The sequence below is a fragment of the Superficieibacter sp. BNK-5 genome, assembly GCF_047456055.1.
Lineage (GTDB): Bacteria > Pseudomonadota > Gammaproteobacteria > Enterobacterales > Enterobacteriaceae > Superficieibacter.
This window is the reverse complement of the sequence record NZ_CP179893.1, coordinates 1,398,603-1,423,397: the sequence shown is the minus strand read 5'-3', so window position 1 is coordinate 1,423,397 and position 24,795 is coordinate 1,398,603. Positions and strand designations below refer to the sequence as shown.

The window sequence follows — 24,795 nt, the reverse complement described above, 5'->3', positions numbered from 1 at the left end:
CGGTTTCCATATGTTATCCAATCATCACCGCAATAAGTTTTTACATTTAAGGAAGGTTGTCGATGTACAAGATTATGCTGTGTTGTTCCGCCGGGATGTCTACCAGTCTGCTGGTGAGAAAGATGGAAGAAGTCGCTGCCCAGCGTGCGCTGCCAGTGAAAATTGATGCTTACGGCGTTTCCGAATTTGATATGCAGTTTCCGCAATATCAGGTGGTGCTGCTCGGACCGCAGGTAAAATATATGTTAAAAACACTCTCCGAAAAGGCTGCCACTCACGGCATTCCCGTTCAGGCCATTGATATGATGGATTACGGTATGCAGCGCGGTGACAAGGTGCTGGATTACGCTCTGTCGCTCATCGAAGCGGCACATTAAAAAGGTGTCATTATGAGTTCGCTCTATCAGTCAATGGTTGCCGTCATTGAACAATCCATCACCCCGCTCGCTGGCCGTCTGGGGCAGCAAAAGTATGTGATAGCGATCCGTGACGGCTTTACCGCCGCGCTGCCATTTATGATCATCGGTTCGTTTATGCTGGTGTTTATTTTTCCGCCGTTCTCTGCTGAAACCACTAATAGCTTCGCACGCGGCTGGCTGGATTTTTCCCAGAACTATCGGGAACAGCTTATGTTGCCGTTTAACCTTAGCATGGGCGTAATGACCTTTTTCATCTCGGTGGGGATTGGGGCCAGCCTGGGTCGCCAGTTTAATCTCGATCCAGTGATGTCCGGTCTGCTGGCCTTTATGGCATTTTTGCTGGTCGCAGCCCCGTATGCCGACGGCAAAATATCAACGCAGTACCTGTCAGGTCAGGGGATTTTTACGGCACTGATCACCGCGATTTACTCGACACGCGTTTATGCCTGGCTGAAGCAGAACAATGTCACCATTCGCCTGCCGAAAGAAGTCCCGACCGGCGTGGCGCGTTCGTTTGAAATCCTGATCCCGGTGCTGGTGGTGATCGCCACGCTGCATCCGCTCAATCTGCTGATCGAAGCGAAAACCGGGATGATTATTCCGCAGGCCATTATGCACTTGCTTGAACCGCTGGTCTCCGCCTCGGATTCCCTTCCTGCAATCCTGCTGTCGGTGCTGCTGTGCCAGATTTTCTGGTTTGCCGGTATCCACGGTTCGCTGATCGTCACCGGCATAATGAACCCGTTCTGGATGGCAAACCTGTCGGCAAACCAGGCCGCACTGGCTGCGGGGGCCGCTCTGCCGCACGTTTACCTGCAAGGTTTCTGGGACCACTATCTGCTCATCGGCGGCGTAGGTTCAACGCTACCGCTGGCCTTCCTGCTACTGCGCAGCCGGGTGACGCACCTGCGTACTATCGGCAAAATGGGCGTCGTGCCCAGTTTCTTTAACATTAACGAACCGATTTTGTTCGGCGCACCGATCATCATGAACCCTATGCTGTTCATTCCGTTCGTCTGCGTCCCGCTGGTCAACGCCTGTCTGGCTTACGCCGCTACGCGTATGGGCTGGCTGGAACAGGTCGTCTCACTGACACCGTGGACGACACCTGCGCCTATCGGGGCGTCGTGGGCAGCGAACTGGGCGCTCAGTCCGGTGATCATGTGCTTCATCTGTATGGCAATGTCGGCGCTGATGTATCTGCCTTTCCTTCGCGCCTATGAACGCTCGTTGATCAAAACCGAAGAGCAGAAAGCGCAAAGCAGCGTGCCTGCCGCTGAAACCGTCAACAGCAATTCTTTGTGAAGGAAGAGGTCATTATTATGAAATATACATTTCCCGCAGGCTTCTGGTGGGGGAGCGCCAGCTCGGCGCTACAAACCGAAGGGGAAAGTCAGCGCGGCGGTAAGAGCCAGACGACGTGGGATGTCTGGTACTCACGTCAGCCGTGGCGCTTTCATCAGGGGATCGGCCCGGATGAGACGTCGACGTTTTACCAGCACTGGAAGCAGGATATCGCCCTGTTAAAGCAGTTAAATCATAACAGCTTTCGTACCTCACTCAGTTGGTCACGGCTGATCCCGGACGGCACTGGCGAGGTTAACCCCGAAGCGGTGGCGTTCTACAACAAGGTGATCGATGAACTGCTGGCACAGGGAATTACGCCATTTATTACCCTGTTCCACTTCGATATGCCGATGGTGATGCAGGAAAAAGGCGGCTGGGAAAATCGTGAAGTCGTTGCCGCGTTTGCCCGCTACGCGGAAACCTGTTTTACGCTTTTCGGCGATCGCGTGAAGCATTGGTTCACCTTTAATGAGCCAATCGTACCGGTAGAAGGCGGTTATCTGTATGACTTTCATTATCCGAATGTGGTCGATTTTCGCCGGGCGGCGACGGTGGCTTACCATACGGTGCTGGCCCATGCTTCTGCGGTCCACCGCTGGCGTGCCGGACACTACGCAGGTGAAATTGGCATTGTACTTAATTTGACGCCATCTTATCCCCGTTCAGAAAATCCGGCGGATGTGAAAGCGGCACACTACGCTGACCTCCTGTTTAATCGCAGCTTTCTGGATCCCGTATTGCGTGGGGAATATCCACAGGATTTAGTGGAACTGCTTAAGCAATACGACCAGCTTCCGCTTTGCGAGCCAGGCGATAGCGCGCTGATTGCCGATGGCAAAATCGACCTGCTGGGGATTAACTATTACCAGCCACGCCGGGTGAAATGTCGGGACAGCGCCGTTAATCCCGATGCGCCGTTTATGCCTGAGTGGTTATTTGACCATTACGAGATGCCCGGTCGGCAAATGAATCCTTATCGCGGCTGGGAAATTTATGCACCGGGTATTTACGATATTCTGACTAATTTACGTGTTAATTATAATAACCCACGCTGTTTTATTTCTGAGAATGGGATGGGTGTTGAAAACGAAGCGCGCTTTATTAATGGCGGGCAAATAAAAGACAGTTATCGAATTGAATTTGTCGCCAGCCATCTTGCCTGGTTGCATAAAGGAATTAGCGAGGGCTGCCAGTGTCTTGGATATCATATGTGGACGTTTATTGATAACTGGTCATGGTGCAATGGATATAAAAATCGTTATGGTTTTGTCCAGCTCGATGTAATCACGCAGCAGCGGATCGTTAAAGAGAGTGGTGAATGGTTCGCTGCCGTCGCCGCCAGTAATGGTTTTGATAAAGAGTGAGGGAATGATGATTATATTAGAAGAAGCCGTCATGGAAATTATCGTCAATGCAGGCCAGTCGCGCAGCCTGTGTTTTGAAGCATTGCAGGCCGCGCGCGACGGTAATTTTGACGAGGCTAACAGCCTGCTGCGCGAAGCCGATGGTTACGCCCGCGATGCGCATAAGATGCAGACCAAACTGATCGAACAGGATGCCGGAGAAGCCAGGCAGCCAATGACCTTAATTATGGTTCACGCCCAGGATCATTTAATGACGTCACTACTGGCGCGTGAACTGGCAGGTGAAATTATTCATCTCTATCAACGTTAATTTCTGATAGTTAACTTCTGGAATGGAGTATTTATTACGATAGCATTTAATTAACCCGTACCCGAGAGTAAAAATAAAATCAACTTGTTTTGGTGATAGCGGCTTATTCAGTCAGACCAAAACCGGGTGGTTATTATCTAAAAATAGTTAATTACATTGAGATAACCATGAAAATAGTAAAAAAACTTCCATTAACACTGGCAGTTATTGCCGCCCTTTGCCCAATTTCTGTCCTCGCACAGGAATTTACGCAGGAACAACTCGATGCCATTGTCGCCAAAGCGGTCGATAAAGCGCTCGCCGAACGTCAGGCTAAAATGGATGCGGCGGTCGAGAAAAAAGCGGACGTTGTCAACGAGCCACAAAGCGCAGCGCAAAGCCCGGATATGGCAATTCCCTTCGGCGTAAAATTCAGCGGCTATGCCCGTTATGGCGCGCATTTTAAAGCAGGCGATCAGAAATATGTCGGCGTGGATGGCTCGTATAATGGCGCGTCGGCGATTGGCCGTCTGGGTAATGAAGGTAACGGCGGCGAATTCCAGCTTTCAAAAGCGTTTAAAAGTGACAGTGGGGCCATCTGGGACGTCAACGTGATGTTCGACCACTGGGGCGATGAGGTTAACCTGAAAAAGGCTTATGCGGGCGTGACGAATGTGCTGGCCTCTAATCCGGATGCCTATCTGTGGGCAGGACGTGATTTCCACCAGCGACCGCAACAGGGGATCAACGACTACTTCTGGATGAACCACGACGGGCAGGGTGCCGGGGTGAAAAACTTCGATATCGGCGGCGTGAAGTTTGATGTCGCTGCGGTCGCCGCCGTGGAATCCTGTAGTCCTGAAGTGATGGAAGACGAAGCGAACCCGTCGCGGATTACTTGTACCGGCGGCTCCGGTACGGGCGACAAAGGTAACTACGCACTGACCTCTAAAATTCACGGCATGAACGTCGGCCCGCTGGATCTGGAGCTGTACGCCAACTATGGCTTTGACTCAAAAGATGTCGAAAGTGATGAGCGGATGAAAGCCTGGCAAGGGGGCGTAGTGTTAAGCCATACCAACGACAGCGGCGTAAATAAAGTGATTGCCCGCTATTCGGATAACTCAGATAACAGCGTTTACAGCAAAACCGACGATCTGACAGCGATTTACGCCAGTTTTGAGGGTAGCCATAAGTTTACCCAACAGGCACAGGTGGAATATCTGTTAGCCTTCCATGATTACGACAATAGCGATGACAGCAGTGACAATCGCAAAAACTACGGCGCTATCGTGCGTCCGATGTATTTCTGGAATGATGTGCATTCTACCTGGCTGGAAGCGGGCTATCAGCGGGTGGATTATGACGAAGGCGGCGATAACAAAGGCTGGAAAGTCACGCTCTCACAGAATATTTCTATCGCTATGGGGCCGGAGTTCCGGCCGATGCTGCGCTTCTACGTAACTGGCGGCGAAGTGGATAACAAACGCACCGCCCGCGTTAACGGCACCGATGATGAGACACTGGACGATTTCAACGTCGGCGCAATGTGGGAGGCGTGGTTCTGATAAAAGACGGGAGGCCTTCATCGGCCTTCCCTTTTTAATGCATATTACCCTTTACGCGTACTTTCGCTGCCACCAGAAGCGCCGTCAGCAGCATCAGGCTACCGGAGAGTACCAGTGGCGACAGCAGGCCGAGGTTATCAAGCGCGTAACCGCCGATTGCCGCGCCGCAGGTATTGGCAAGCTGGATCACCGCCACCTGGATCGATCCGGCTTTTTCTGCCTGATCGGACAACGTGCGGGTGATCCACGTTGACCAGCCCACCGGGATCAGCGCAAAGGCCAGCCCCCAGACAACCGCCACCGTCGAGGCGACCGCTTTATCCGTTCCCCACAGAATCAATACCAGCGCACTGAGCGCGAGCACCAGCGGTGCGCAGGCGAGCGCGACTTTTACCGAGCGTTTAAGGATGGCAGCGGAGAAAGAGGTGCCGATAAAGCTGGCGATACCAAAACTCAGCAGCACCAGCGTCAGGCCATCTACGTCGAACCCCGCCAGGGTGGTGAAAATCGGGCGAATATAAGTAAAGAAGGCGAACTGGCCGGCAAAAGACATAAAGATGGCAATCATCCCCGCCAGCACGCCGGGGCGCTTCAGCAGGCCAAACATATTCTGATGGTGTTCGCTCTCGCCGGGCAATGACGGCAGCGTCTTCCACACCCAAAAAATGCAGATTGCGCCCATGACAGCCGCCGCGTTAAACACGTTGCGCCAGCCGATCACGCCACCGAGGAAACTGCCCAGCGGCGCGGCAATCACCAGCGCGATAGAAACGGCACCGAAAATGATCGACAGCGCTTTCGGCACCGTGCGCGACGGTACCAGCCGCATGGTTAACGAGGCTGACATAGCCCAGAAACCGCCCAGCGCCAGCCCAAGGCAGGCTCGCCCGAGCAACAGCAGCGTAAAGTTATTGGCAAACGAGACCAGCAGGCACGACAGCGTCAGTAACACAGCGAAAAGGATCACCACATAGCGACGGTCGGCGGCGCGGATCGTCTGGGTAATAAACAGGCTGGCAAACATCGCCACAAACGCGGTCACGGTCACGGACTGCCCGGCCAGACCCTCTGAAATCCCCAGATCCTCAGCCATCGGCGTCAGCAGACTCACCGGTAAAAACTCAACGGTAATCAGACAGGCGACGCAAAACGCCACGGCAAATACCGCTGCCCAGTTGGGGCGCTTTACTTCATCTTGCGGGGTTTTAAGGGTGTGTTCACTCATTATGCTTACCTGGCGTGATTTTTAACGTACAGCCGCCCAGTGTAACATTCTGAATGTGATCTACTTAACGTTTCGGCAACTATTGCCGGATTTAATGCAGCCAGTACACCCCGTCTTCCGGCATAAAGAGCGCGTTATACCGCGCCTGAAACGCATTCAGTTCATACATTTCCAGTTCCAGTTCGCGCAGAAAACCCTGTGCCAGACGGATCTGTGCGTCGGTAACCGGTGCCGCCAGCCGCGCTTTTTGCAGCAGACGATGCCAGCGCAGCATATTTTGCTCGCTGCTATCAACCACCGATACCTGCCAGATCAGCAGCACCTGGGCGGCGTTAAGCAGATGCGACTCATCCGGGCGCTCAAGGTACTGTAAGAACTCATGGCCGGGTGTCTTACCCATCTGGTCGATCATCGACTCTACCGGCTCCGGCGTCAGCCCCAGCCGTTCGCTCAGGCGGCGGATCGCCCGCCGGGAACCGGAGGTTAATACCCGAAAACCTATAACAAAAACAACGACCAGCGTTGCCAGCATTATCCAAATCATGCGTATCTCGCTTTATGTCCTTTCCATTCAACGCAGCCGGGTAATAGCCTCTCATGATACAGCAGTCGAATAAAAGCGTTTGTTCCATTAACAGTACATATCGCCCCTCTACGACCTGTTTATAGAACACGCAGATCCTCACCCATACCGCCGCCAAATCTGACGCCCGTCACAATTGTTCACTTATTCCGCAAAAAGCCATTGACGAAAGTTTTGATAATTTGCTGTACTCAATTCAACATACAGAATAATAGTTCCATATACAGAACAAAAGGCGAAGCAATGTTAACGATGTTTAAAGGTATCTTTCCCCCCGTCCCGACTATCGTCGATGAAACAGGCAATCTTGATAAACCTGGCATGGCGAGGATGATCGACCATGTGATCGGCAACGGCGCTGACGGCATGCTGATCCTCGGCAGCGGCGGCGAGTTTTGTCATCTTTCTACCGCGCAGCGCAAAGAGATTGCCGCGTTTTGTCTGCAACATGTCGCAGGCAGAGTGCCGGTGCTGATTGGTATCGCCTCTCCCGGAACGGCTGAGACCATCGAACTGGGACGGCACGCTCAGCAGGCCGGGGCCAATGGCGTACTGGTTGTTAATCCTTACTATGCGAAGCTGAGCGATGAGGCGCGCTTTACCCACTATCAGCGCGTTGCTGAAGCGCTGGAGACGCCCGTCTTTTTGTATAACTTCCCTGACCTGACGGGACAGGATATCGGCCTGGATATTATTACCCGGCTGGCGCGCGAAGTGCCCAATATCGTGGGTATTAAAGATACGATTGATAACATCAGTCACACCCGGGAAATCATTAACCGCGTTCACACCTTCCGGCCTGATTTTATTATTTTCAGCGGCTATGATGAATATCTGCTGGATACCTTACTGTTAGGCGGTCATGGCGGTATTCCGGCGACCTTTAATTTCGCGCCGCAGATCACCCGTGGAATTTATGACGCGTTTATCAATAACGATTTAAACCGCGCCCGCGCGTTTCAGCAGCAGCTGGCAAAACTTTCTCCTCTTTACGCGCTGGAGCAGCCCTTCTTTGGCGTAATTAAAACCGCCATCAAGCTGAGCGGTGTGGATATCTCTACCGCCGTCGTCCCTCCGGCGTTACCGCTTAATAACGAAAAAACAGAGCAGGTCAGAAATATTCTGGCCCATATCAATCTGTAAATCAGCAAGAGAGCAATGATAATGAACATCAACCCTGTACTCAAACTTAACCCGAAAGATGATGTCGTTATTGCAAGACAGCACGTTCCCCAGGACACCTGGCTTGCGGAAGAACAAATTAAGGTCCTCAGCGATATCCCCGCCGGGCATAAAATCGCCATCCGGGCGATAGCGGCAGGCGAGGCGGTAAAACGTTATGGCCAGATAATCGGTTTTGCCACCCAGCCGATACAGGCGGGCGAGCATATTCATATGCATAACCTGGGGATGGGCGATTTTGAACGCGACTATGCCTGGGGGGTAGACAGTCATCCGGTCACCATTACCGATACTCCTGACACCTTTAACGGCATTCGCCGCGCCGATGGCCGCGCCGCTACCCGCAACTACATCGGCATTTTAAGTTCCGTTAACTGTAGCGCCACGGTGGTGCGGGCAATCGAGGACCATTTTCGTCTGCACGGGCTGGCTGACTATCCGAACGTCGACGGCGTGGTGTCCCTGCCGCAAAGTTTTGGCTGTGCGATCGGCGCAAAGAGCGAGTCGATGGAGGTCATGCGGCGCACCATGGCCGGGTACGCCACCCATGCTAATTTCGCGGGCGTGATTATCATCGGTCTCGGCTGTGAATCCAGCCAGATCAAAGACATGATGAACGCGCACGGTCTGGCGGACGGTCCGATGATGCACAGCTTCACGATTCAGGAGATTGGCGGAACGCGCAAGGCTATCCAGAAAGGGATCGAACTGGTCAATACCATGCTGCCGCTGGCGAACCAGGTGGTGCGCGAACCGATCCCCGCTTCAGAGATTATTCTGGCGCTGGAGTGCGGCGGCTCCGACAGCTACTCCGGTATTTCCGCTAACCCGGCGCTGGGCTACGCGGTGGACAAGCTGGTACAGCAAGGCGGCACGGCCATCCTTTCTGAAACCTCCGAAATCTACGGCGCCGAGCATCTGCTCACCCGCCGCGCCGTGTCACGCGAGGTCGGCGAAAAGCTCATCGCGCGTATTCACTGGTGGGAAGAGTACTGCCGTCGAACCGGCAGCGAGATGAACAATAATCCCTCCGCAGGCAATAAGGTCGGCGGGCTGACCACCATCCTTGAGAAGTCGCTGGGCGGCATTGCCAAAGCCGGGACGACTAACCTGACCGCCGTGTATGAGTATGCCGAACCCGTCACTGAAAAAGGGTTCGTGTTTATGGATACGCCCGGATATGACCCCATCGCCGTTACCGGGCAAATTGCCGGCGGTGCGAATTTACTGTGCTTCACCACCGGTCGGGGGTCCGCTTTTGGATCTAAACCGACGCCAAGTATGAAACTTGCTACGAATAACGCGCTCTGGCAGCGCCAGCAGGAGGATATGGATATCAATTGTGGAACCATTGTCGAGGGAGAAGAAACCATCGCCGAGGTTGGCGAGCGGATTTATTACATGATCCTCGAAATGGCGTCCGGCAAAAAAACAAAAAGTGAAGAATTTGGCTATGGGAGTCAGGAATTCGTCCCCTGGACGATTGGCTCCATTATGTAACACGTAATTACGTCATTATACCTCGCACCGCCATGCTCTTATTGAGCATGGCAAGGAGTCTTTATGTCTATTGTTCATGCGCATACTGAAGAAGAAAAATTAAAAGCGACTACGGTCAGGTGGCGAATATTTATCATCATGCTGATCCTGGGCGCGATAAATTATATTGACCGCACTTCGCTGTCTATCGCCATGCCCTATATTACCGATGAGTTTGGTATTACCGATACACGCGTCGTGGGCGTTATTCACAGCGCCTTTTTCTGGGCCTATGCATTAATGCAAATTCCCAGCGGCGTGATTGCCGATAAGTTTAAAGCGAGAAATATTATCGCGCTGGCGACGATTTTATGGGGTGCCTTTCAGGCGGTTGCCGCGCTGTGTCACTCTATTTTCACCCTGTCAATTTCACGCCTCGGGCTGGGCGTGACGGAATCGCCCATTATGCCTGCCGGGGCAAAGTTAATGGGAACATGGCTGACTCCGACAGAGCGCGGACGTGGCTCTATGCTGTTGGATGGCGGCGCGCCGCTGGGTACGGCGCTTGGTGCAGTGATTATCGCCGGGCTGATCGCTTTCTTCGACTCATGGCGGATGGCGTTTGTGGTGGCGGGCGTGGGAACGATGCTCGTCGGTTTCCTGGCCTGGTGGTATATCCGTACTTATCCCTCAGAACACCCGCGTATTAACAAAGCCGAGCTGGATCATATCGCTGCCGCCAACGGCACGGCGACCAGCAGCAAGAAATATCGTCTGGCGGATATTAAGCCCTATCTGAAGCAGCGCAATGTGCTCGCGCTGATCGGCGGATGGGTATGCTACAGCTTTGTGTTTTACGGGCTGATGACGTGGCTTCCGCTCTACTTCCAGGCCACATACGGTTTTGATATTAAATCGATGGGCGGCGCGATGGCGCTGATTTTCCTGCTCTGCTTTGTCGGTCAGTTGACGGGCGGCTATATCATGGATAAATGGCGCAGCAAAGGCGGTAAGACCAGCCGCGTAATGCATACCATGCTGGCGATTTCCGCCACCACCGCTGGCGTGGGCATTTTCCTGTGTGCCCAGAGTTCGACGCCTGCTATTGCGATTACATTGCTGACCATCGCGCTTTTCCCGCTGCGCTGGGCCAGCGTTTACTGGTCGATTCCCGGCCTGCTCGGTGCGCAGTCCGTGGCGGGGACCATCTGCGGTACGATGAACTTTACCAGTAACCTGTTTGCCGCCATTCTGCCGATTTTCATTGGCTTCCTGGTGCAGTCCACCGGTAATTATTACGCCGCGATGATGTTCTTTGCCCTGGCGGCGGTGGGATATCTGGTTTGTTCGCTGCTGATTAATTTTGATAAGAAAATGGTTATCGAGGAAAAATAATTCCTCTGTTGCCATTAATGCCGGGCAGGTAACGCATCGTCGGCCACCGCGGTACGTTTTGCCGGGTGGCGGCTTCGCCTTACCCCGGTCTACAAAACATGCTTCAGACCATAAGCCGTTCCACCCGTAGGCCCGGTAAGCGCAGCGCCACCGGGCAGGTAACGCACCGTCGGCCACCGCGGTGCGTTTGCCGGGTGGCGGCTTCGCCTTACCCCGGCCTTGTATTATCCTTTCTGAGCAGAGAGAGCCGGCCAGTTCTCACTGCCATGCAGTCCGCATGCCGGACCCGGCCTCAGGCTCAAAGCCTGTTTTGTAGATCTATGCAGCGGACTGCCCTTCTCCACAGGTGACAAACCGGACAGTATCATGGACCGGTTTTCCCGGTAATCCGCATTCACAAGGTTGGTCTCACTATGGAACAGGAACTGCATTTTATTGGTATCGATGTCTCTAAAGCGAAGCTGGATGTTGATGTGCTGCGGCCCGATGGCCGTCACCGCAGTAAAAAGTTTGCCAACACCCCGAAGGGCCACGATGAGCTGGTCCGCTGGCTGAACAGCCATCAGGCTGCGCCTGCACATATCTGTATGGAAGCCACCAGTACGTACATGGAAGACGCCGCCGCGCATCTCAGCGATGCGGGGTTCACGGTATCGATCATCAATCCCGCCCGCGGTAAAGCCTTCGCACAGAGCGAGGGACTGCGCAGCAAAACGGACGCCGTCGACGCCCGGATGCTGGCAGAGTTCTGCCGCCAGAAGCGGCCTGCTGCATGGCAGGCGCCTCATCCGGTTGAACGGGCGCTGCGGGCACTGGTGCTGCGCCATCAGTCGCTGACGGACATGCACACCCAGGAGCTTAACCGGCTGGAGACAGCGCGGGACGTTCAGATGCCGAGTATTGACGCGCATCTTCTGTGGCTTGATGCCGAACTGAAACGTCTTGAAAAACAGATAAAGGACCTGACGGATGATGACCCGGATATGAAGCACCGCAGGAAGCTGCTGGAAAGTATCCCGGGTATCGGGGAAAAGACGTCAGCGGTGCTGCTGGCGTACATCGGTCTGGAAAACCGGTTCGGCGGAGCGAGACAGTTCGCGGCCTTCGCGGGACTGACGCCCCGCCATCATGAATCAGGGAGCAGCGTGCGCGGCGCAGGGCGGATGAGTAAGGCGGGCCATGTGTCGCTTCGCAGGGCGCTGTACATGCCGGCGATGGTGGCAGTAAGCAAAACGACCTGGGGGCGGGCGTTCCGTGACCGTCTGGCGGCTAACGGCAAACGGGGAAAAGTCATCATCGGGGCGATGATGCGTAAACTGGCGCAGGTGGCCTACGGTGTGCTGAAATCGGGCGAGTCGTTCGACGCGTCCAGGCATGCACCGGTAGCGGCTTAACCGGGTCGTGAAAGGAAAAAACAGCGCCTGACGGCGCTGTGGTTGTCATGCCTGTAATCCGGGAAACCGGAAGATAAAAAAAACTTGCGGGCTATAACAGTATCTACAAAACATGCTTCAGACCATAAGCCGTTCCACCCGTAGGCCCGGTAAGCGCAGCGCCACCGGGCAGGTAACGCACCGTCGGCCACCGCGTTGCGTTTGCCGGGTGGCGGCTTCGCCTTACCCCGGTCTACAAAACACGCTTCAGACCATAAGCCGTTCCACCCGTAGGCCCGGTAAGCGCAGCGCCACCGGGCAGGTAACGCACCGTCGGCCACCGCGGTACGTTTTGCCGGGTGGCGGCTTCGCCTTACCCCGGTCTACAAACACGCTTCAGACCATAAGCCGTTCCACACCGTAGGCCCGGTAAGCGCAGCGCCACCGGGCAGGTAACGCACCGTCGGCCACCGCGTTGCGTTTTGCCGGGTGGCGGCTTCGCCTTACCCTGCCTACAAAACATGCTTCAGGCTATCCCGGTGGTAACGGTAAATGTCCGGGTCTGCTGTGGTTCAAGGTAGAGCAGCGTACCGTTGTTCTGCGCGGCGAGGAAACCTTCCGGGCGGCAGGTGGCGGGAAGCGCAAAGGCGGCAACCTGCTGATCGCCGTTATACAAAATCCAGCGGGTGACATAATTCAGCTCTGCACTGGCAAAGCGGGTAACAAACGTAGTGCCATCCGGGGCCGTCATGCTGAACTCCGGTTTGTCCGTGTAAGCGCTCAGGTTATCGGCAAAGAAGACGATTTCCGGATCGTAATAGTGCGGTTCGTTAAGCGTATCCAGCGACGCTTCGCCCTGCAAAATACGCTGATTAAATGCCAGCCATTGTTCCGTCGGTTTGACGTGCGCTGGCACCGATTCGCGCAGCGTCAGCGCCTCGTCAGGCACGTTCTGGCTAAATGTGGCGTCCGGCACATAGGCGTAATTCATATGGCACATGTACTGTAACGGCATCGCCACCGACGCCAGATTGGTCACCGCCATTTTGATGTCGAACAGCGCACTGTCTTTACGCAATACCACTTCCGGCTGCGCCTGATAATGATGGCCAAATCCCATCACGTATTCATAGCGACCACCAATGCGCAGGCCGTCCCCGTCAAGCTCCAGCCACGCGTCATCCATAGACGCACAGGCCATCTCGCCATGCAGCGGGTGATTGTCCTCCGGCGACGGGCAACCGTTGGCCAGCAGCCCGGAGTGAAAGGCGAAGCAGCCATAGGTTTCTACCACCTCGCGCGCAGGTTTCGGCTGGCGAAACATATTGCGCATGGTCAGGTCGCGGCCGTCAAACTCAGCATCCCAAATCATCTGCCCCATCCAGGGCAGAATGACCAGATGGCCGCGAGAATTAGCGATCCGCATTCCCTCAACGCCGCTGGCATAACGGAAAGCCGTTACGGTGAAATCCGTATTTTCAAGCAGAGTGCGCGGCTGTTCGCTGAACAGTTCGCGCCAGAGCGTCAGACGTGTGGTCATTCTTGTCTCCTCAGGAAGCGGTAGCTTCAGTCAGGTTACGGCGAACTTTACTCTCGCGCCAGAAGTATACGCCGACGTAAATAAAGCACAGCATCGAAACAAGGAAGGAAAGTTGCAGCGAGTGGAACATGTCTGCTACGTAGCCCTGAATCGCCGGAACCACCGCCGCGCCGACGATGGCCATGACAATTACCGCGCCTGCCATTTCCGTGTGTTCGTTATCCACCGTGTCCAGCGTTCCGGCGTAAATCGTCGCCCAACATGGTCCAAACAGCACGCTGACCAGTACCGCCACCCATACCGCGCTGAAGCTCGGTACCAGTGAGACATAAGCGAGGAACAGTGCCCCGACAATCGAATAGAGGATCAGCACTTTTTCCGGGTTAAAGCGGGTCATCAGGATGTTGGCGATAAACTTGCCGATGAAGAAGCAGGCGAAGCTGTAAACCATAAAGGTCGAGGCATCGCGCTCGTTAATATCGCCCATTTCCAGCGCCAGTCGGATGGTGAAGGACCAGACCGCAACCTGCATGCCGACGTAGAGAAACTGCGCCAGAATGCCGCGACGAAAGCGGGCGTTGCCTGCCAGATAGCGCAGCGTATCCGCCGCAGAAGGACGCTTATGATTGACCGTTTGCGTCACTTTACAGGTCGGGAAGCGGGTCAGCAGGAACAGCACCATCACCACGATCAGCACCATAATCATGTACTTGTATGGCTCAAGGGTGTTTTCCAGCATCAGCACTTTAAAGTTATGGACCTGCTCGGCGTTCATTCCGGCCATCTGTTTTTGCAGACTGTCACCGTCGGAGAAGACCAAATATTTACCCAGCAGAATACCCGCTGCCGCACCAATCGGGTAAAACGTCTGGCTAATATTCAGGCGCAGCGTGGCGTGAGATTTAGGCCCAATCATCGAACTGTAGGTGTTCGCCGCGGTCTCCAGGAAGCTCAGGCCAATCGCGATAGCAAAAATCGCCGCCAGGAACATGGTGTAGGTTGCCATGTGCGAGGCGGGGAAGAACAGCATACAGCCGACAATATAGAGCGTCAGACCGGTGAGGATAGCCACTTTATAACTGGTTTTTTTAATAACCAGCGATGCCGGGATTGCAATTAAAAAATAACCGCCGTAAAACGCGCTTTGTACCAGCGCGGAAGCAAAGTTACTGAGTGAAAATACACTTTTAAACTGCGTGATTAATATATCATTTAACGCAGCCGCGCATCCCCATAGCGGGAACAGGCAGGATAACAAAATAAACTGGAACAGAGGCGTTTTATTCAGATACCCGTCGGGCATCTGAACGATGTTTTTATCGTTCATAGTGCTACCTTTTACTGTGCAGGGTGATTATTCGTTTAATGCCAGGAATTCATTGAATTGTTCAATGCTGGGATAAGACGACTGAGTACCTTTCCCCGTGACGCTAAATGCGGCGAAGAGAGAGGCTTTTTTCATGGCGGTTTCAACGTTTCCGCTCTGGACGTAATAATGCGCAAAGCAGCCAATAAAGGCATCGCCCGCGCCGCTGGTATCAATGGCATTTACTTTGTAAGAAGGAACATGGACTTCCTGATCGCGGGTCATCCACAGCGCGCCCTTTTCGCCCATGGTCACGATGATGTTATTCAGCCCTTTCTCTATCAGGCTGCGGGCGGCGGCACGAATGGCATCATGAGAATTAACCGGCATCCCGGTCAGGATTTCCAGCTCGGTTTCATTGGGCACAAAGAAATCGCATTTGCAGGCATACGACATATCCAGTTCACGCAGTGCCGGGGCCGGATTTAATAACACTTTGATGCCGTGCTTTTTGCCGAACTCAATAGCGTGATATACCGTCTCCAGCTGAACTTCGAGCTGCAACACGATGAGCTGACATTTTTTCAGATCTTCTGCCGCGCGGTCGATATCCTCCGGGGAAAGGAATTTATTCGCCCCTTTGATGATAAGAATACTGTTGCTGGAATTCGGATTCACAAAGATAGGGGCCACACCGCTGCTGGTGCAGGGCACTTTCTCCACATAAGTGGTGTTAATGCCCCACGATTCCAGGTTACGAATGGTGTTATCGGCAAAGATATCGTCGCCGACTTTAGTCAGCATCAGCACTTTTGAGTTGAGCTTGGCCGCCGCGACTGCCTGATTCGCGCCCTTGCCTCCGCAGCCAATTTTGAACGCTGGCGCTTCAAGGGTTTCACCCTCTTTTGGCATCTGGTGGGTATAGGTGATCAGATCCACCATGTTCGAGCCGATAACCGCGATATCCATTTTACTACCTCTCAGAAACAATCACATAACAATGATATTATCGTAACATTATCATGTTATTTTAGTATCATTTGTGACTGCGATCGCGATTACAGGATGATTTTGTTGTTTACATAACATCCAGATAAATAGCAAAGATAGCGATAAATGGAACCGGGGGATCGCATAATTTCTTGATATAGTGGTCTTTATTCTTATAAAAACGAAGGGGTACAGGGTTTTCTTTCCGAAGCTCACGCAGTATAGTAATGTGCAGTCGCCATGTTTCTGACGACATCAAAATGTTATTTAAGAAACATCACCAGCCGGATGATGAGAGGAAAGATGGAGACTAAGCAAAAAGAACGTATCCGCCGTCTGATGGAATTGCTCAAGAAAACCGATCGCATCCATCTAAAGGATGCTGCGCGAATGCTTGAAGTCTCCGTCATGACCATTCGCCGTGATTTCAGCCAGGAGGACAGCGAACCGCTACCGCTGACGCTGCTGGGCGGCTATATCGTGATGGTTAATAAACCGGCCCAGTCTTCCCCTCTGCCGCCGAAACCGGCACCCCATCACCAGGACGACATGCCGGTTGCTATCCTGGCCGCCGGGCTGGTCAGCGAAAACGATTTGGTCTTTTTTGACAATGGTCCGGAGATGCCGCTGGTCATCAGCATGATCCCTGATGAGATCACGTTTACCGGCATTTGCTATTCACATCGCGTATTTATCGCCCTGAATGAGAAACCCCATGCCACGGCCATTCTCTGCGGTGGCACCTATCGGGCAAAAAGCGATGCGTTCTATGACACCAATAATCCCTCCCCGCTGGATTGCCTGAATCCGCGAAAAGTGTTTATTTCCGCCAGCGGCGTACATGAACATTTTGGTGTGACCTGGTTTAATCCGGACGATCTCGCGACCAAGCGTAAAGCGATGGAGCATGGTCTGCGCAAAATTCTGCTGGCGCGCCACGCGTTATTTGATGAGGTTGCGCCTGCCAGCATGGGTCCGCTGTCGGCATTTGACGTCCTGATTAGCGACCGCGCGCTGCCAGTGGATTACGCCACGCATTGTCGAAACGGTTTTGTGAAGGTGATTACGCCGGAATCGGAGAGTGAGTGAGGATCAGGAGAGGCTGAGAGCAGGTTCCTGAACGACGCTGGCATCGACGTTATCCAGATCGTAAATGGTGACTTTGTCGCTATCCGAAAACAGGGCAAACGAATCGCGAATATCCGGTCGGATGAGAGATGTCTTTAGCAGCGTAAGATGAACATTATCTAATTTCATTACGTTGAGTTGACAGGTACTGGCGAAACCATAGACGTTTACCCTCTGATACGTCGAGGATAGCTGGCAAATATAGTCCTCAGAAATCGAATTCAGCACAATTTCTTTCATGCCAAATAGCTGACTACTTTTTTCGCGCGGGTGTCTTAGATAAATAAAGGATTTCGCGGGTGCAGCAATGGATTTTATTTTTGTTATCAACGCTGCAAGGTTGTCATCGCTCTTTTGCGAAAGAATATCTTTAAACTTGGAACCCACGAAAATATTAATTTCGCCCTGCCTGCTCAGCATCGCGTTTTCAATGGCTGACGCTGGCGATTGTTCTGCAAGAATATCAATGTAAACCAACTCACATTTTACATTCATATTCTTATTTTCATTTTTCACAATCGAATAATGCAGCTCGCTTCTGTCAGCTATCTCTTTGATATTATAAGACTTACCCAACCATACTCGGGTTAACTTACGACTAATTCCTTTGCGTAGCTTTATTTGCCTGTCGAGATAGCCTACCGAGTTTATACTTAAAATACCGTCATCAAACGTTCTGATGCCGACATTTTTAGGCAACATCTTTAATATATATTGCACTGAAAGATGACTAATATTAGCCATATATACATAACGAATATTTTTATGCTTAAGAAATTGCTTAATTTTAAGCATATTGATAAAACCATAATCCATATTAGCAACTAAGCCGGAATCAAAATCCCGATCAATCACCTCATATATATATGGTTTTAGCTCTACTTTAGTTTTGAGGTAGATCACATGAAAGCGCGCATTAGCATATCGTGCTTTAATTTGTGATACAATTCTAAGCTGGAGAGGAGAGCAAACGATAAAAAAATGTTCAACAATTTCCATCACTTACCCGCTCTTATCACTTCAATTCCGCTAATGATACCATTACAGCATGGTATCGTAAAGAAGCTATACTAATACCGCACTCTGGTAACAATTGGCAATATTTTATTGTGTCCGGAAAAAGAAGCTTTTTATTGATCAGCAAAAAACAAACCGATGAATAAGAATTCCTTTGTTAACTAATTTTCTCTTATCCCTGCAGTCACCAGAAAATAATTCAACCATAACAACTGAGCAAGGAATATCCCTTGCCCAGCCAATTTACATCACTCAAAAAAGACAGCGATCTTAGTAAACATGGTCGGATCGGACTGGCTGCGGTTGATTTTTACCACATCTTCCAGTTTATCAACCTGGCTTATCATCTGCTCCAGCCGCCAGTCGTCGTTGACCAGCAGCCAGATCCGACTGAGATCGCTGTTCTGCAGCGGCAGACACAGGATGCCTTCTACGTTGAACGCACGACGGGCAAACAGGCCGCAGACGTGAGTCATGACACCAGGATGGTTGCGCACGGTGAGTTCAAGAATAACGTTATCATGAGTCGGTTGTTGCATGGCTTATTCCCCCACCATTTCAGTATTCGCCGCACCTGGCGGAACCATAGGATACACTTTTTCACCCGCATCTATACGCACATGAATGAGCGCCGGACCGGGACGCGAAATAATCGCCTGCAATGCTGCCTGCGGATCGCTTTCAGCGTTTAAATCACAGGTTTGCAGGCCGAAACCGGCCGCAATCTGCATGAAATTCACGCTTCCCGGATAAGTGGCGGCAAAAACGCCCTGTTTGTAGAACAGGCTCTGTTGCTGATGCACCAGTCCCAGCGCATCGTTGTTCATCAGAATGATTTTTACGTCCAGGTTATTTTCGGCGGCGGTCGCCATCTCCTGAATATTCATCATCAGGCTGCCGTCACCGGAAAAGCACAGTACCTTACGGTCGGGGTTCGCCAGCGCCGCGCCAACCGCCGCCGGCAGACCAAAACCCATCGTTCCCAGGCCGCCTGACGTCAGCCACTGACGCGGCCGATTCAGCGGATACGCCTGCGCGGTCCACATCTGGTGCTGGCCCACATCGGTCGTCACAATCGCGCTATCGTCCACGCAGGCAGCAACAGCGTTGATCAGCCCGTAATGGCTGAGCGGGTCGCCCGCGTGGGGGATGGCGCCGGGAAATTCGCGCTGCAAATCTGCCACCAGCGTGCGCCATGCTTCACGCGGCTGCCTCTCAATATGCGGGATCAGCGCATCCAGCACCTCGCTCACGTCCGCCTGAATCGCCACGTGCGGCTGTTTGATTTTACCCAGCTCGGCGCGGTCGATATCCACATGGATAATTTTTGCGTTCGGACAGAATTCGGCGGTTTTACCAATCGCCCGGTCATCAAAACGCGCACCGAGCACGATCAACAGATCGGATTCCTGCAAAATAAAATTGGTACTGCGCGCGCCGTGCATACCTAACATGCCCAGCGAAAGCGGATGCGCTTTCGGCAGCATTCCCAGCGCCAGCAGCGTCATGGTGGTCGGCAGGTTCGCCTTTTCCGCCAGTTGACGCACCTGTTCTGGCGCATTGATTGTGCCGCCGCCCAGATAGAGCACCGGACGCGCGGCGGCGTTAATCATTGCCGCCGCCGCCAGAATACCGGGCGTTTCAAACGCGGGCGCGGGTGCCCGGCCGCCCGGCTCCGGCAGTTCGCTAAGCTCGATTTCAGCGGTCTGCACATCCTTAGGAATGTCTATCCACACCGGTCCCGGACGCCCGGACTGTGCGATACGGAACGCGTCGCTGATCACCTGCGGCAGTTCGGCAATATGGCGCACCAGATAATTGTGCTTAGTGATGGGGATAGAAATGCCGTAGGTATCGACTTCCTGGAAGGCGTCGGTGCCAATCATTGAGGCCGGAACCTGGCCGGTAATGCAGACCAGCGGAATAGAGTCGAGGCGCGCATCGGCAATCGCTGTCACCAGGTTGGTGGCACCCGGACCGCTACAGGCGATACAGACGCCGGGTTTGCCTTCGGTGCGTGCCATTCCCTGCGCGATAAATCCCGCGCCCTGCTCGTGACGCGCCAGCACATGACGAATGGTCTTACTTTGGCTTAATGCGTCATAGAGAGGAAGCACTGTCCCGCCGGGAATACCCGCTACCGTGGTAATGCCCTGACGCTCCAGTAAATGAACAATTAACTGCGCGCCGGTGTAGCGCGTGGTCTGCGATATTGTGCCCGAACTTGCCATGCTCCAGTCCTTTTCTTCTGGGCCGACTTTCCGGGTAGGTTCTTAAACGAAAAACCCCGCCCGGTTTGCGCCGGCGGGGTTTTGGAATCGTGTGTTCCGGACCCTACGGCGCATTGCCGACGACGACCACCACACGCACGACGACAGCCGCAGCGGGTAGCGCGGTTGTTAGTAGCGTCGTGTTCAGCATGGAAGGGTTCATTAGGGACCTGATTGCTTATGGTTTACGTTGTTTCATACAAGCACAGGAATTCGCCTGAAACAACCGCTTTTTGCGCGTCGCGGCGAAATTGGGTTGTCGATCACATTTCCGTTACAAAGTCGTTAAAACAAAAAACCCCGCCGGAGCGAGGTTTTTTCAGGGTTCTGCGGGTGGTAACCGCAGAGCACACTGTGTTACGTCAACGCGAGAAGTATACGCGATCTCGCAAGAACGCGCAATTTTCCGTTGCTATTTTGACCCGTTGAGTATGGATCAGAGACCTTTTTTTGTCCATAAAATACTGTTCATAAATACAGTATTTATCTATACTGGTTATGTTCGCAGTGTGACATTCGGGGTCCGCTCTATTACGGCGCGATAGAAGTCCTGGCTGAAACGGGTGGTGCCGTCAGTGCCTTAATCCCGAGAGAGCACACTGTGTTACGCCAATAATACGGCTGGCAACAGGCGGCGGAAAGGTACGTCAGTCGGTCGTGCTCCTTTACCCAAAGGAGAAGCGTATGGGCGAAATGGATATGGTCATTCTTATCCTGAAACTCATTGTTGCCTTGTTGCAACTGCTTGATGCTGTCCTGAAATACCTGCGGTAAATCAGGTTCAAGCCGCACCTGAGAGGGGCGGGAAACTGCCCCTCTCTCACAAATTTGCGCTGGTTTCATCCGTCGTTATTATGTTACGTTTTTGTGACAACCAATCACCATTGCATACCATGACCCTCACCGTTTTCTGTGTCCTGCTTTTCGCCGCGCTGCTGCATGCGAGCTGGAATGCCATCGTTAAAGCAGGCAGCGACAAACTCTACTCCGCAATTAGTGTAAGCGGTTCTGCGGCGCTTATCGCGCTGATCATGCTGCCCTTTTCTGCTCAGCCCACGCTGGCGAGCGTGCCGTATCTGATTGCCTCCTGCGCGCTACAGGTGGTGTATACGGTACTGGTGGCGAAGACCTATCAAATCTCGGACATGAGCCAGACCTACCCGCTGATGCGCGGCACGGCTCCGCTGCTGGTCGCGCTGGTGAGCGTGACGCTACTCGGCGAACATCTTTCCCAACTGGCGTGGACAGGCATCGGCGTTATCTGTGTTGCCATTCTCGCGATGGCCTTTAACGGCCATTTTCGCCTGCAAAAAGGGGTCTGGCTCGCCCTGCTCAACGCCTGTTTTATTGCCGGCTATACGCTGGTTGACGGCAACGGCGTGCGCGTCTCCGGCACCGCGCTCGGCTATACCTTATGGACCTTTTTTATGAACGGAGCCTGCCTGCTGAGCTGGGCGATGCTGGCCCGTCGTCATGAGGCCACGCGCTATCTGGTGCGCCACTGGAAGAAAGGTATTCCCGGCGGTATCGGTACGATGGGATCATACGGTCTGGCGCTGTGGGCGATGACCCAGGCACCGCTGGCCGTGGTTGCCGCGCTGCGTGAAACGTCGATTCTGTTTGGCGCGCTGATCGCTGCGGTTTTTTTGAAGGAGCGGGTGACGCCGCTGCGCGTGCTGGCCGCCTGCGGAATAGCAGCGGGGGCGATACTGTTACGGCTGGCGTGAAGGGATTTGCGACAGTGGCCTAACCAGCGTATATTTAGCATATATATTGACCAGTCGGGTGATTGCCATGTCTGCACAGGAAAGAAAAAAACGCCATCAGCAAGGCTACCAGCAACAGGTAGAAGCGGTTCGTAGCGGGCAGACACCCAGCCAGGTGATGGAGCGTGCGCCCAGTAGCATAGTGCCCTGTAAAAAACCGCGTAAAATCTCTTTCTTCTGACCCTCTGTGGCTTGTTAGGGCGTATGATAACCCATCACATTAAGGGGTTATTATGGTTAAGCCTGTTATTCCTCCAGAAGAGCAAATTATTAAGCTAAACCGCTACCTGATGCGTAATGCGGACCAACTTCCTTCGCCAGTCATTACTGTTGGCGGTCAGGCCGTAATGTACTGGTATGAGGTTTACTTACAGGCATACGAAAAGAAACCCGATGTCATTTACATCTCATCTGTAGACGTTGATTACGTTACCCGCAGAGAAAGCGTCGCTATAATTGCCCGCGTTTTTAATGTCGATGCTCATTTACAAAAAGTCTTCAACCCACCGTCTATTGCTGTTCTGGATCTTATCGATAAAGATACCGGGAAAATTAAAGAGGATGAAGAAGGGATATTTTTGAACCCACGAGAAAGGGAGCCTAACGTGGTGGATATTATTGACCGTCCTGCTGGTTTTGACGTGGATGACTTTTCAGATAAAAAATTATTGCTCAATACGGAGCCGTACTGCGTACTGCCAGAGTATCAGGGGGATGTGACAAGTCATGCAAAAGTGCTGGTCCTGAATCCAATAGCCTGTATCCGTTCTCGTCTGGCCAACGCTACCGTCCCGATGGGGAAAGATAAGCTAACGGAAGTCGCCCGTATTAAAGCATTAGCGGTGCCCGTTTATAATTATCTTCTTGATAAATTTGAAACACTGGAATTCCGCGAGAGCAGAAAATACCTAAATTATTATTGCGACGTCATCTGGCAACGTTCGTACCGTCGGTTCCAGGCGCTACATCACATTCCGCTTTATATCATCCTTGAATCGTTATTGACCGAGCTTATGTCAAATCCAGAAGACTATAATGTGCCCTCCTCTTTTATTCAGCAAGAGTTGCCGCACCGCATAGCCTGGTTAAAAAGCGAATATGAAAGGATCAGCAAAAGTGTCCAACCATAACGATTCCTTTAATCAGCGCAGTAGCGCCATCAACTCCATCGGCGAACGATGCTGCTTTAGCAAATCCCGCATCACCCGCATATACGGGGCGCTATAGGCGAAAAACTGGCGGTAGCCGCTGCATAAAACGCCCTCGCTCGCTATCCGGCACCCCAGGCAGAAACGTAACTGCGTACAGTTACGGCATGTCGCGGATAACGTTTCCTGTACCGCATCGTCATGCTGACGCTCCTGCCAGACGTTAAGCGTATCCTCAAACAGCGGTATCGATACGCGCCCGATATCCTCTCTCACCCAGATATCGAAGATCGCGCTTAAGAAATTTCCCCACGCCTCTCCCGTTACCGACTCTGCGCTGAGTTGCCCGTTGGCAGCCTGTTCCACCAGCGGATAAAAGTGAATGCGCGACAGGTGGCGTTCACGCAGATAGCGGTAGACCCGCTGCGGCTGTTGGCTAATGACGAAGTTAACCCGCATCTCTTCGGGCAGGTGGAGGCAAGACTCAAAAACAGCATCGTCCATGACGTGACATCCTGTTACAGGTATTCCTGAATCAATAAGATGAGCTGACGTATATGCGTAACAGCAAACAACAATGCGAGCGACAGGACCGCGAGGGAGATCAAAAATTTATCACGTACCACGCGCGGCTGCGCGAAATCGCCGTGTTCAACGTCCATCAGGCTGCGGCTGCGGGTATAGTGCCAGATCAGCGCGGCGACCACGATCAGCACGGCAATCGAAACCCAGAATAGAGCCCCGGCTTCGTGCCAGTGATGCTTTACCGCCAGCGCCATCAGCGCGCTGTAGCCCAATAAGGTACGAAACCAGGCCAGAGAGGTGCGTTCTGGTTGCAGGCCAGGATCTGATTCGCGACGGGCTTTGCGGTTATCCGCCATACAGGACCAGCGCCATCACCATGATCACCACGAGCAGCAAAATGATGCTGATGACCAGTAAGGTGCGGGTATAGGGTAAATCCTCTTTTAGCCGCATCGCCTTCTCATTCCGCAGCCAGCGCAGATAGCCATAAATCGACAGGCCCCCCGCGAACAGGCAAAGCAACAGGGCCAGCAGCTCGCGGATGGCGGGCGTGGCGAAATCCGGCGCAAGCTGATCCAGCCCGACACCCGCCGCCAGAAAGCCCAGCGCGGTGCGGATCCACGCCAGAAAAGTACGTTCATTTGCCAGCGAGAAACGGTAATCCGGCGCTTCTCCGAGGCGGGAAATTTTCATCACGACTTCATCCTTTTGATTCTATTCTGTGCAAACAGGATAAACGTAATAAGGGCGCAAGAGAATGTTTCACGCGTCACGGGAATTTTTCAACGCATAATCTCAGGATATTTCAGATTATCCAGGGCCGGGTAAGCGCAGCGCCACCCGGCAGTTGAACAAATATACGTTCTAAAAGAAGTTTGTCA

At 53.0% G+C, this 24,795-nt stretch carries 26 protein-coding genes; 14 read left to right on the top strand and 12 right to left on the bottom strand.

Features of this window, described 5'->3' with window-relative positions; genetic code table 11:
• The first annotated feature begins 62 nt into the window (after positions 1–62).
• The 5 genes from ACMGGS_RS06825 to ACMGGS_RS06805 all read left to right on the top strand — a co-directional run bounded on the left by ACMGGS_RS06825 (position 63) and on the right by ACMGGS_RS06805 (position 4,987).
• Positions 63–377, top strand: a complete 315-nt coding sequence (locus ACMGGS_RS06825) for a PTS sugar transporter subunit IIB (RefSeq protein WP_103676304.1) — start codon at positions 63–65, stop codon at positions 375–377.
• Between the two features lie 12 nt (positions 378–389).
• The gene (locus ACMGGS_RS06820; protein ID WP_276160624.1) at positions 390–1,724 is read left to right on the top strand and encodes a PTS sugar transporter subunit IIC; all 1,335 of its coding nucleotides are present in this window, start codon (positions 390–392) and stop codon (positions 1,722–1,724) included.
• A 17-nt stretch (positions 1,725–1,741) separates the two neighbouring features.
• A complete protein-coding gene (locus ACMGGS_RS06815) occupies positions 1,742–3,130 on the top strand; it encodes a glycoside hydrolase family 1 protein (protein WP_414165514.1) in 1,389 nt (462 codons plus the stop codon).
• Positions 3,131–3,137: 7 nt separating this feature from the next.
• On the top strand, positions 3,138–3,440 hold the full coding sequence (locus tag ACMGGS_RS06810) for a PTS lactose/cellobiose transporter subunit IIA (RefSeq protein WP_276165207.1): 303 nt from the start codon (positions 3,138–3,140) through the stop codon (positions 3,438–3,440).
• A gap of 167 nt (positions 3,441–3,607) precedes the next feature.
• Positions 3,608–4,987: a carbohydrate porin gene (locus ACMGGS_RS06805; RefSeq protein ID WP_276160622.1), complete on the top strand. Its 1,380-nt coding sequence runs from the start codon at positions 3,608–3,610 to the stop codon at positions 4,985–4,987.
• Positions 4,988–5,021: 34 nt separating this feature from the next.
• Here ACMGGS_RS06805 and nepI read toward each other — a convergent pair whose 3' ends face one another.
• Complete coding sequence (nepI, locus tag ACMGGS_RS06800) at positions 5,022–6,212, bottom strand: purine ribonucleoside efflux pump NepI (protein WP_414165513.1); 1,191 nt, start codon at positions 6,210–6,212, stop codon at positions 5,022–5,024.
• 91 nt (positions 6,213–6,303) lie between these two features.
• Positions 6,304–6,756 carry a DUF1198 domain-containing protein gene (locus ACMGGS_RS06795; protein ID WP_414165512.1) on the bottom strand — a complete coding sequence of 151 codons (453 nt, stop codon included), beginning with the start codon at positions 6,754–6,756 and terminating at the stop codon, positions 6,304–6,306.
• A gap of 282 nt (positions 6,757–7,038) precedes the next feature.
• Between ACMGGS_RS06795 and ACMGGS_RS06790 the strand changes: the two genes are divergently transcribed.
• The 4 genes from ACMGGS_RS06790 (at position 7,039) to ACMGGS_RS06775 (ending at position 12,245) form a co-directional block, all read left to right on the top strand.
• A complete protein-coding gene (locus tag ACMGGS_RS06790; protein ID WP_176917000.1) occupies positions 7,039–7,938 on the top strand; it encodes a dihydrodipicolinate synthase family protein in 900 nt (299 codons plus the stop codon).
• A gap of 21 nt (positions 7,939–7,959) precedes the next feature.
• A complete protein-coding gene (locus tag ACMGGS_RS06785; RefSeq protein WP_176916999.1) occupies positions 7,960–9,477 on the top strand; it encodes a UxaA family hydrolase in 1,518 nt (505 codons plus the stop codon).
• A gap of 63 nt (positions 9,478–9,540) precedes the next feature.
• Positions 9,541–10,851, top strand: a complete 1,311-nt coding sequence (locus ACMGGS_RS06780) for an MFS transporter (RefSeq protein WP_414165511.1) — start codon at positions 9,541–9,543, stop codon at positions 10,849–10,851.
• Positions 10,852–11,264: 413 nt separating this feature from the next.
• Positions 11,265–12,245, top strand: coding sequence for an IS110 family transposase (locus ACMGGS_RS06775; protein WP_414163075.1), 981 nt, complete (start codon positions 11,265–11,267; stop codon positions 12,243–12,245).
• A gap of 505 nt (positions 12,246–12,750) precedes the next feature.
• Here ACMGGS_RS06775 and ACMGGS_RS06770 read toward each other — a convergent pair.
• From ACMGGS_RS06770 to rbsK, 3 genes are read right to left on the bottom strand one after another with little or no spacing between them, the layout of a single operon-like run.
• Positions 12,751–13,764, bottom strand: a complete 1,014-nt coding sequence (locus tag ACMGGS_RS06770; RefSeq protein WP_414165510.1) for an aldose 1-epimerase family protein — start codon at positions 13,762–13,764, stop codon at positions 12,751–12,753.
• A 10-nt stretch (positions 13,765–13,774) separates the two neighbouring features.
• Entirely contained in the window at positions 13,775–15,091 is a 1,317-nt protein-coding gene (gene fucP / locus ACMGGS_RS06765) for an L-fucose:H+ symporter permease (RefSeq protein WP_414165509.1), read from the bottom strand.
• A gap of 27 nt (positions 15,092–15,118) precedes the next feature.
• Entirely contained in the window at positions 15,119–16,039 is a 921-nt protein-coding gene (gene rbsK / locus ACMGGS_RS06760; RefSeq protein ID WP_194207647.1) for a ribokinase, read from the bottom strand.
• A gap of 324 nt (positions 16,040–16,363) precedes the next feature.
• On the opposite strand from rbsK, the gene ACMGGS_RS06755 reads away from it, so the two are divergent.
• Complete coding sequence (locus ACMGGS_RS06755) at positions 16,364–17,149, top strand: DeoR family transcriptional regulator (RefSeq protein ID WP_414165508.1); 786 nt, start codon at positions 16,364–16,366, stop codon at positions 17,147–17,149.
• Positions 17,150–17,152: 3 nt separating this feature from the next.
• On the opposite strand, the gene ACMGGS_RS06750 is transcribed toward ACMGGS_RS06755, so the two are convergent.
• The 4 genes from ACMGGS_RS06750 to ivbL form a co-directional block, all read right to left on the bottom strand.
• Positions 17,153–18,187 (bottom strand): glycosyltransferase family 52, encoded by a 1,035-nt coding sequence (locus tag ACMGGS_RS06750; RefSeq protein WP_414165507.1) that lies wholly within the window; start codon positions 18,185–18,187, stop codon positions 17,153–17,155.
• 266 nt (positions 18,188–18,453) lie between these two features.
• Positions 18,454–18,744: an acetolactate synthase small subunit gene (gene ilvN / locus ACMGGS_RS06745; RefSeq protein ID WP_414165506.1), complete on the bottom strand. Its 291-nt coding sequence runs from the start codon at positions 18,742–18,744 to the stop codon at positions 18,454–18,456.
• A gap of 3 nt (positions 18,745–18,747) precedes the next feature.
• Complete coding sequence (gene ilvB, locus ACMGGS_RS06740; RefSeq protein ID WP_414165505.1) at positions 18,748–20,436, bottom strand: acetolactate synthase large subunit; 1,689 nt, start codon at positions 20,434–20,436, stop codon at positions 18,748–18,750.
• Between the two features lie 103 nt (positions 20,437–20,539).
• Positions 20,540–20,638 (bottom strand): ilvB operon leader peptide IvbL, encoded by a 99-nt coding sequence (gene ivbL, locus ACMGGS_RS06735; RefSeq protein ID WP_176918496.1) that lies wholly within the window; start codon positions 20,636–20,638, stop codon positions 20,540–20,542.
• A 521-nt stretch (positions 20,639–21,159) separates the two neighbouring features.
• Here ivbL and tisB point away from each other — a divergent pair.
• From tisB to ACMGGS_RS06715, 4 genes are all read left to right on the top strand, one after another.
• Positions 21,160–21,249 carry a type I toxin-antitoxin system toxin TisB gene (gene tisB / locus ACMGGS_RS06730; RefSeq protein WP_103676286.1) on the top strand — a complete coding sequence of 30 codons (90 nt, stop codon included), beginning with the start codon at positions 21,160–21,162 and terminating at the stop codon, positions 21,247–21,249.
• 119 nt (positions 21,250–21,368) lie between these two features.
• Positions 21,369–22,202, top strand: a complete 834-nt coding sequence (locus tag ACMGGS_RS06725; RefSeq protein WP_414165504.1) for an EamA family transporter — start codon at positions 21,369–21,371, stop codon at positions 22,200–22,202.
• A 67-nt stretch (positions 22,203–22,269) separates the two neighbouring features.
• Complete coding sequence (locus tag ACMGGS_RS06720; protein WP_414165503.1) at positions 22,270–22,422, top strand: hypothetical protein; 153 nt, start codon at positions 22,270–22,272, stop codon at positions 22,420–22,422.
• A gap of 52 nt (positions 22,423–22,474) precedes the next feature.
• Positions 22,475–23,371, top strand: a complete 897-nt coding sequence (locus ACMGGS_RS06715) for a hypothetical protein (RefSeq protein WP_414165502.1) — start codon at positions 22,475–22,477, stop codon at positions 23,369–23,371.
• A gap of 12 nt (positions 23,372–23,383) precedes the next feature.
• Here the strand turns inward: ACMGGS_RS06715 and ACMGGS_RS06710 are convergent, their stop codons facing one another.
• From ACMGGS_RS06710 to ACMGGS_RS06700, 3 genes are read right to left on the bottom strand one after another with little or no spacing between them, the layout of a single operon-like run.
• Positions 23,384–23,893 (bottom strand): radical SAM protein, encoded by a 510-nt coding sequence (locus tag ACMGGS_RS06710; RefSeq protein ID WP_414165501.1) that lies wholly within the window; start codon positions 23,891–23,893, stop codon positions 23,384–23,386.
• A 14-nt stretch (positions 23,894–23,907) separates the two neighbouring features.
• On the bottom strand, positions 23,908–24,270 hold the full coding sequence (locus ACMGGS_RS06705; RefSeq protein ID WP_414165500.1) for a DUF202 domain-containing protein: 363 nt from the start codon (positions 24,268–24,270) through the stop codon (positions 23,908–23,910).
• Positions 24,260–24,607, bottom strand: coding sequence for a DUF202 domain-containing protein (locus ACMGGS_RS06700; RefSeq protein ID WP_176918572.1), 348 nt, complete (start codon positions 24,605–24,607; stop codon positions 24,260–24,262). Before ACMGGS_RS06700 ends, ACMGGS_RS06705 begins: the two co-directional genes overlap by 11 nt.
• Positions 24,608–24,795 lie beyond the last annotated feature (188 nt).

Excerpts from the sequence above, each read along its gene's own strand:
- ACMGGS_RS06705 (WP_414165500.1), bottom strand. The coding sequence starts at position 24,270 with ATGGCGGATAACCGCAAAGCCCGTCGCGAATCAGATCCTGGCCTGCAA.
- ACMGGS_RS06780 (WP_414165511.1), top strand. The coding sequence starts at position 9,541 with ATGTCTATTGTTCATGCGCATACTGAAGAAGAAAAATTAAAAGCGACT.
- ACMGGS_RS06805 (WP_276160622.1), top strand. The coding sequence starts at position 3,608 with ATGAAAATAGTAAAAAAACTTCCATTAACACTGGCAGTTATTGCCGCC.
- ACMGGS_RS06710 (WP_414165501.1), bottom strand. The coding sequence starts at position 23,893 with ATGGACGATGCTGTTTTTGAGTCTTGCCTCCACCTGCCCGAAGAGATG.
- nepI (WP_414165513.1), bottom strand. The coding sequence starts at position 6,212 with ATGAGTGAACACACCCTTAAAACCCCGCAAGATGAAGTAAAGCGCCCC.
- ACMGGS_RS06820 (WP_276160624.1), top strand. The coding sequence starts at position 390 with ATGAGTTCGCTCTATCAGTCAATGGTTGCCGTCATTGAACAATCCATC.
- tisB (WP_103676286.1), top strand. The coding sequence starts at position 21,160 with ATGGGCGAAATGGATATGGTCATTCTTATCCTGAAACTCATTGTTGCC.
- ACMGGS_RS06775 (WP_414163075.1), top strand. The coding sequence starts at position 11,265 with ATGGAACAGGAACTGCATTTTATTGGTATCGATGTCTCTAAAGCGAAG.
- ACMGGS_RS06810 (WP_276165207.1), top strand. The coding sequence starts at position 3,138 with ATGATTATATTAGAAGAAGCCGTCATGGAAATTATCGTCAATGCAGGC.
- ilvN (WP_414165506.1), bottom strand. The coding sequence starts at position 18,744 with ATGCAACAACCGACTCATGATAACGTTATTCTTGAACTCACCGTGCGC.
- ACMGGS_RS06770 (WP_414165510.1), bottom strand. The coding sequence starts at position 13,764 with ATGACCACACGTCTGACGCTCTGGCGCGAACTGTTCAGCGAACAGCCG.
- ACMGGS_RS06785 (WP_176916999.1), top strand. The coding sequence starts at position 7,960 with ATGAACATCAACCCTGTACTCAAACTTAACCCGAAAGATGATGTCGTT.
- ACMGGS_RS06815 (WP_414165514.1), top strand. The coding sequence starts at position 1,742 with ATGAAATATACATTTCCCGCAGGCTTCTGGTGGGGGAGCGCCAGCTCG.
- ivbL (WP_176918496.1), bottom strand. The coding sequence starts at position 20,638 with ATGAACCCTTCCATGCTGAACACGACGCTACTAACAACCGCGCTACCC.
- ACMGGS_RS06715 (WP_414165502.1), top strand. The coding sequence starts at position 22,475 with ATGGTTAAGCCTGTTATTCCTCCAGAAGAGCAAATTATTAAGCTAAAC.
- ACMGGS_RS06725 (WP_414165504.1), top strand. The coding sequence starts at position 21,369 with ATGACCCTCACCGTTTTCTGTGTCCTGCTTTTCGCCGCGCTGCTGCAT.
- ACMGGS_RS06720 (WP_414165503.1), top strand. The coding sequence starts at position 22,270 with ATGTCTGCACAGGAAAGAAAAAAACGCCATCAGCAAGGCTACCAGCAA.
- ACMGGS_RS06750 (WP_414165507.1), bottom strand. The coding sequence starts at position 18,187 with ATGGAAATTGTTGAACATTTTTTTATCGTTTGCTCTCCTCTCCAGCTT.
- ACMGGS_RS06825 (WP_103676304.1), top strand. The coding sequence starts at position 63 with ATGTACAAGATTATGCTGTGTTGTTCCGCCGGGATGTCTACCAGTCTG.
- ACMGGS_RS06700 (WP_176918572.1), bottom strand. The coding sequence starts at position 24,607 with ATGAAAATTTCCCGCCTCGGAGAAGCGCCGGATTACCGTTTCTCGCTG.
- ACMGGS_RS06790 (WP_176917000.1), top strand. The coding sequence starts at position 7,039 with ATGTTAACGATGTTTAAAGGTATCTTTCCCCCCGTCCCGACTATCGTC.
- ilvB (WP_414165505.1), bottom strand. The coding sequence starts at position 20,436 with ATGGCAAGTTCGGGCACAATATCGCAGACCACGCGCTACACCGGCGCG.
- ACMGGS_RS06755 (WP_414165508.1), top strand. The coding sequence starts at position 16,364 with ATGGAGACTAAGCAAAAAGAACGTATCCGCCGTCTGATGGAATTGCTC.
- ACMGGS_RS06795 (WP_414165512.1), bottom strand. The coding sequence starts at position 6,756 with ATGATTTGGATAATGCTGGCAACGCTGGTCGTTGTTTTTGTTATAGGT.
- rbsK (WP_194207647.1), bottom strand. The coding sequence starts at position 16,039 with ATGGATATCGCGGTTATCGGCTCGAACATGGTGGATCTGATCACCTAT.
- fucP (WP_414165509.1), bottom strand. The coding sequence starts at position 15,091 with ATGAACGATAAAAACATCGTTCAGATGCCCGACGGGTATCTGAATAAA.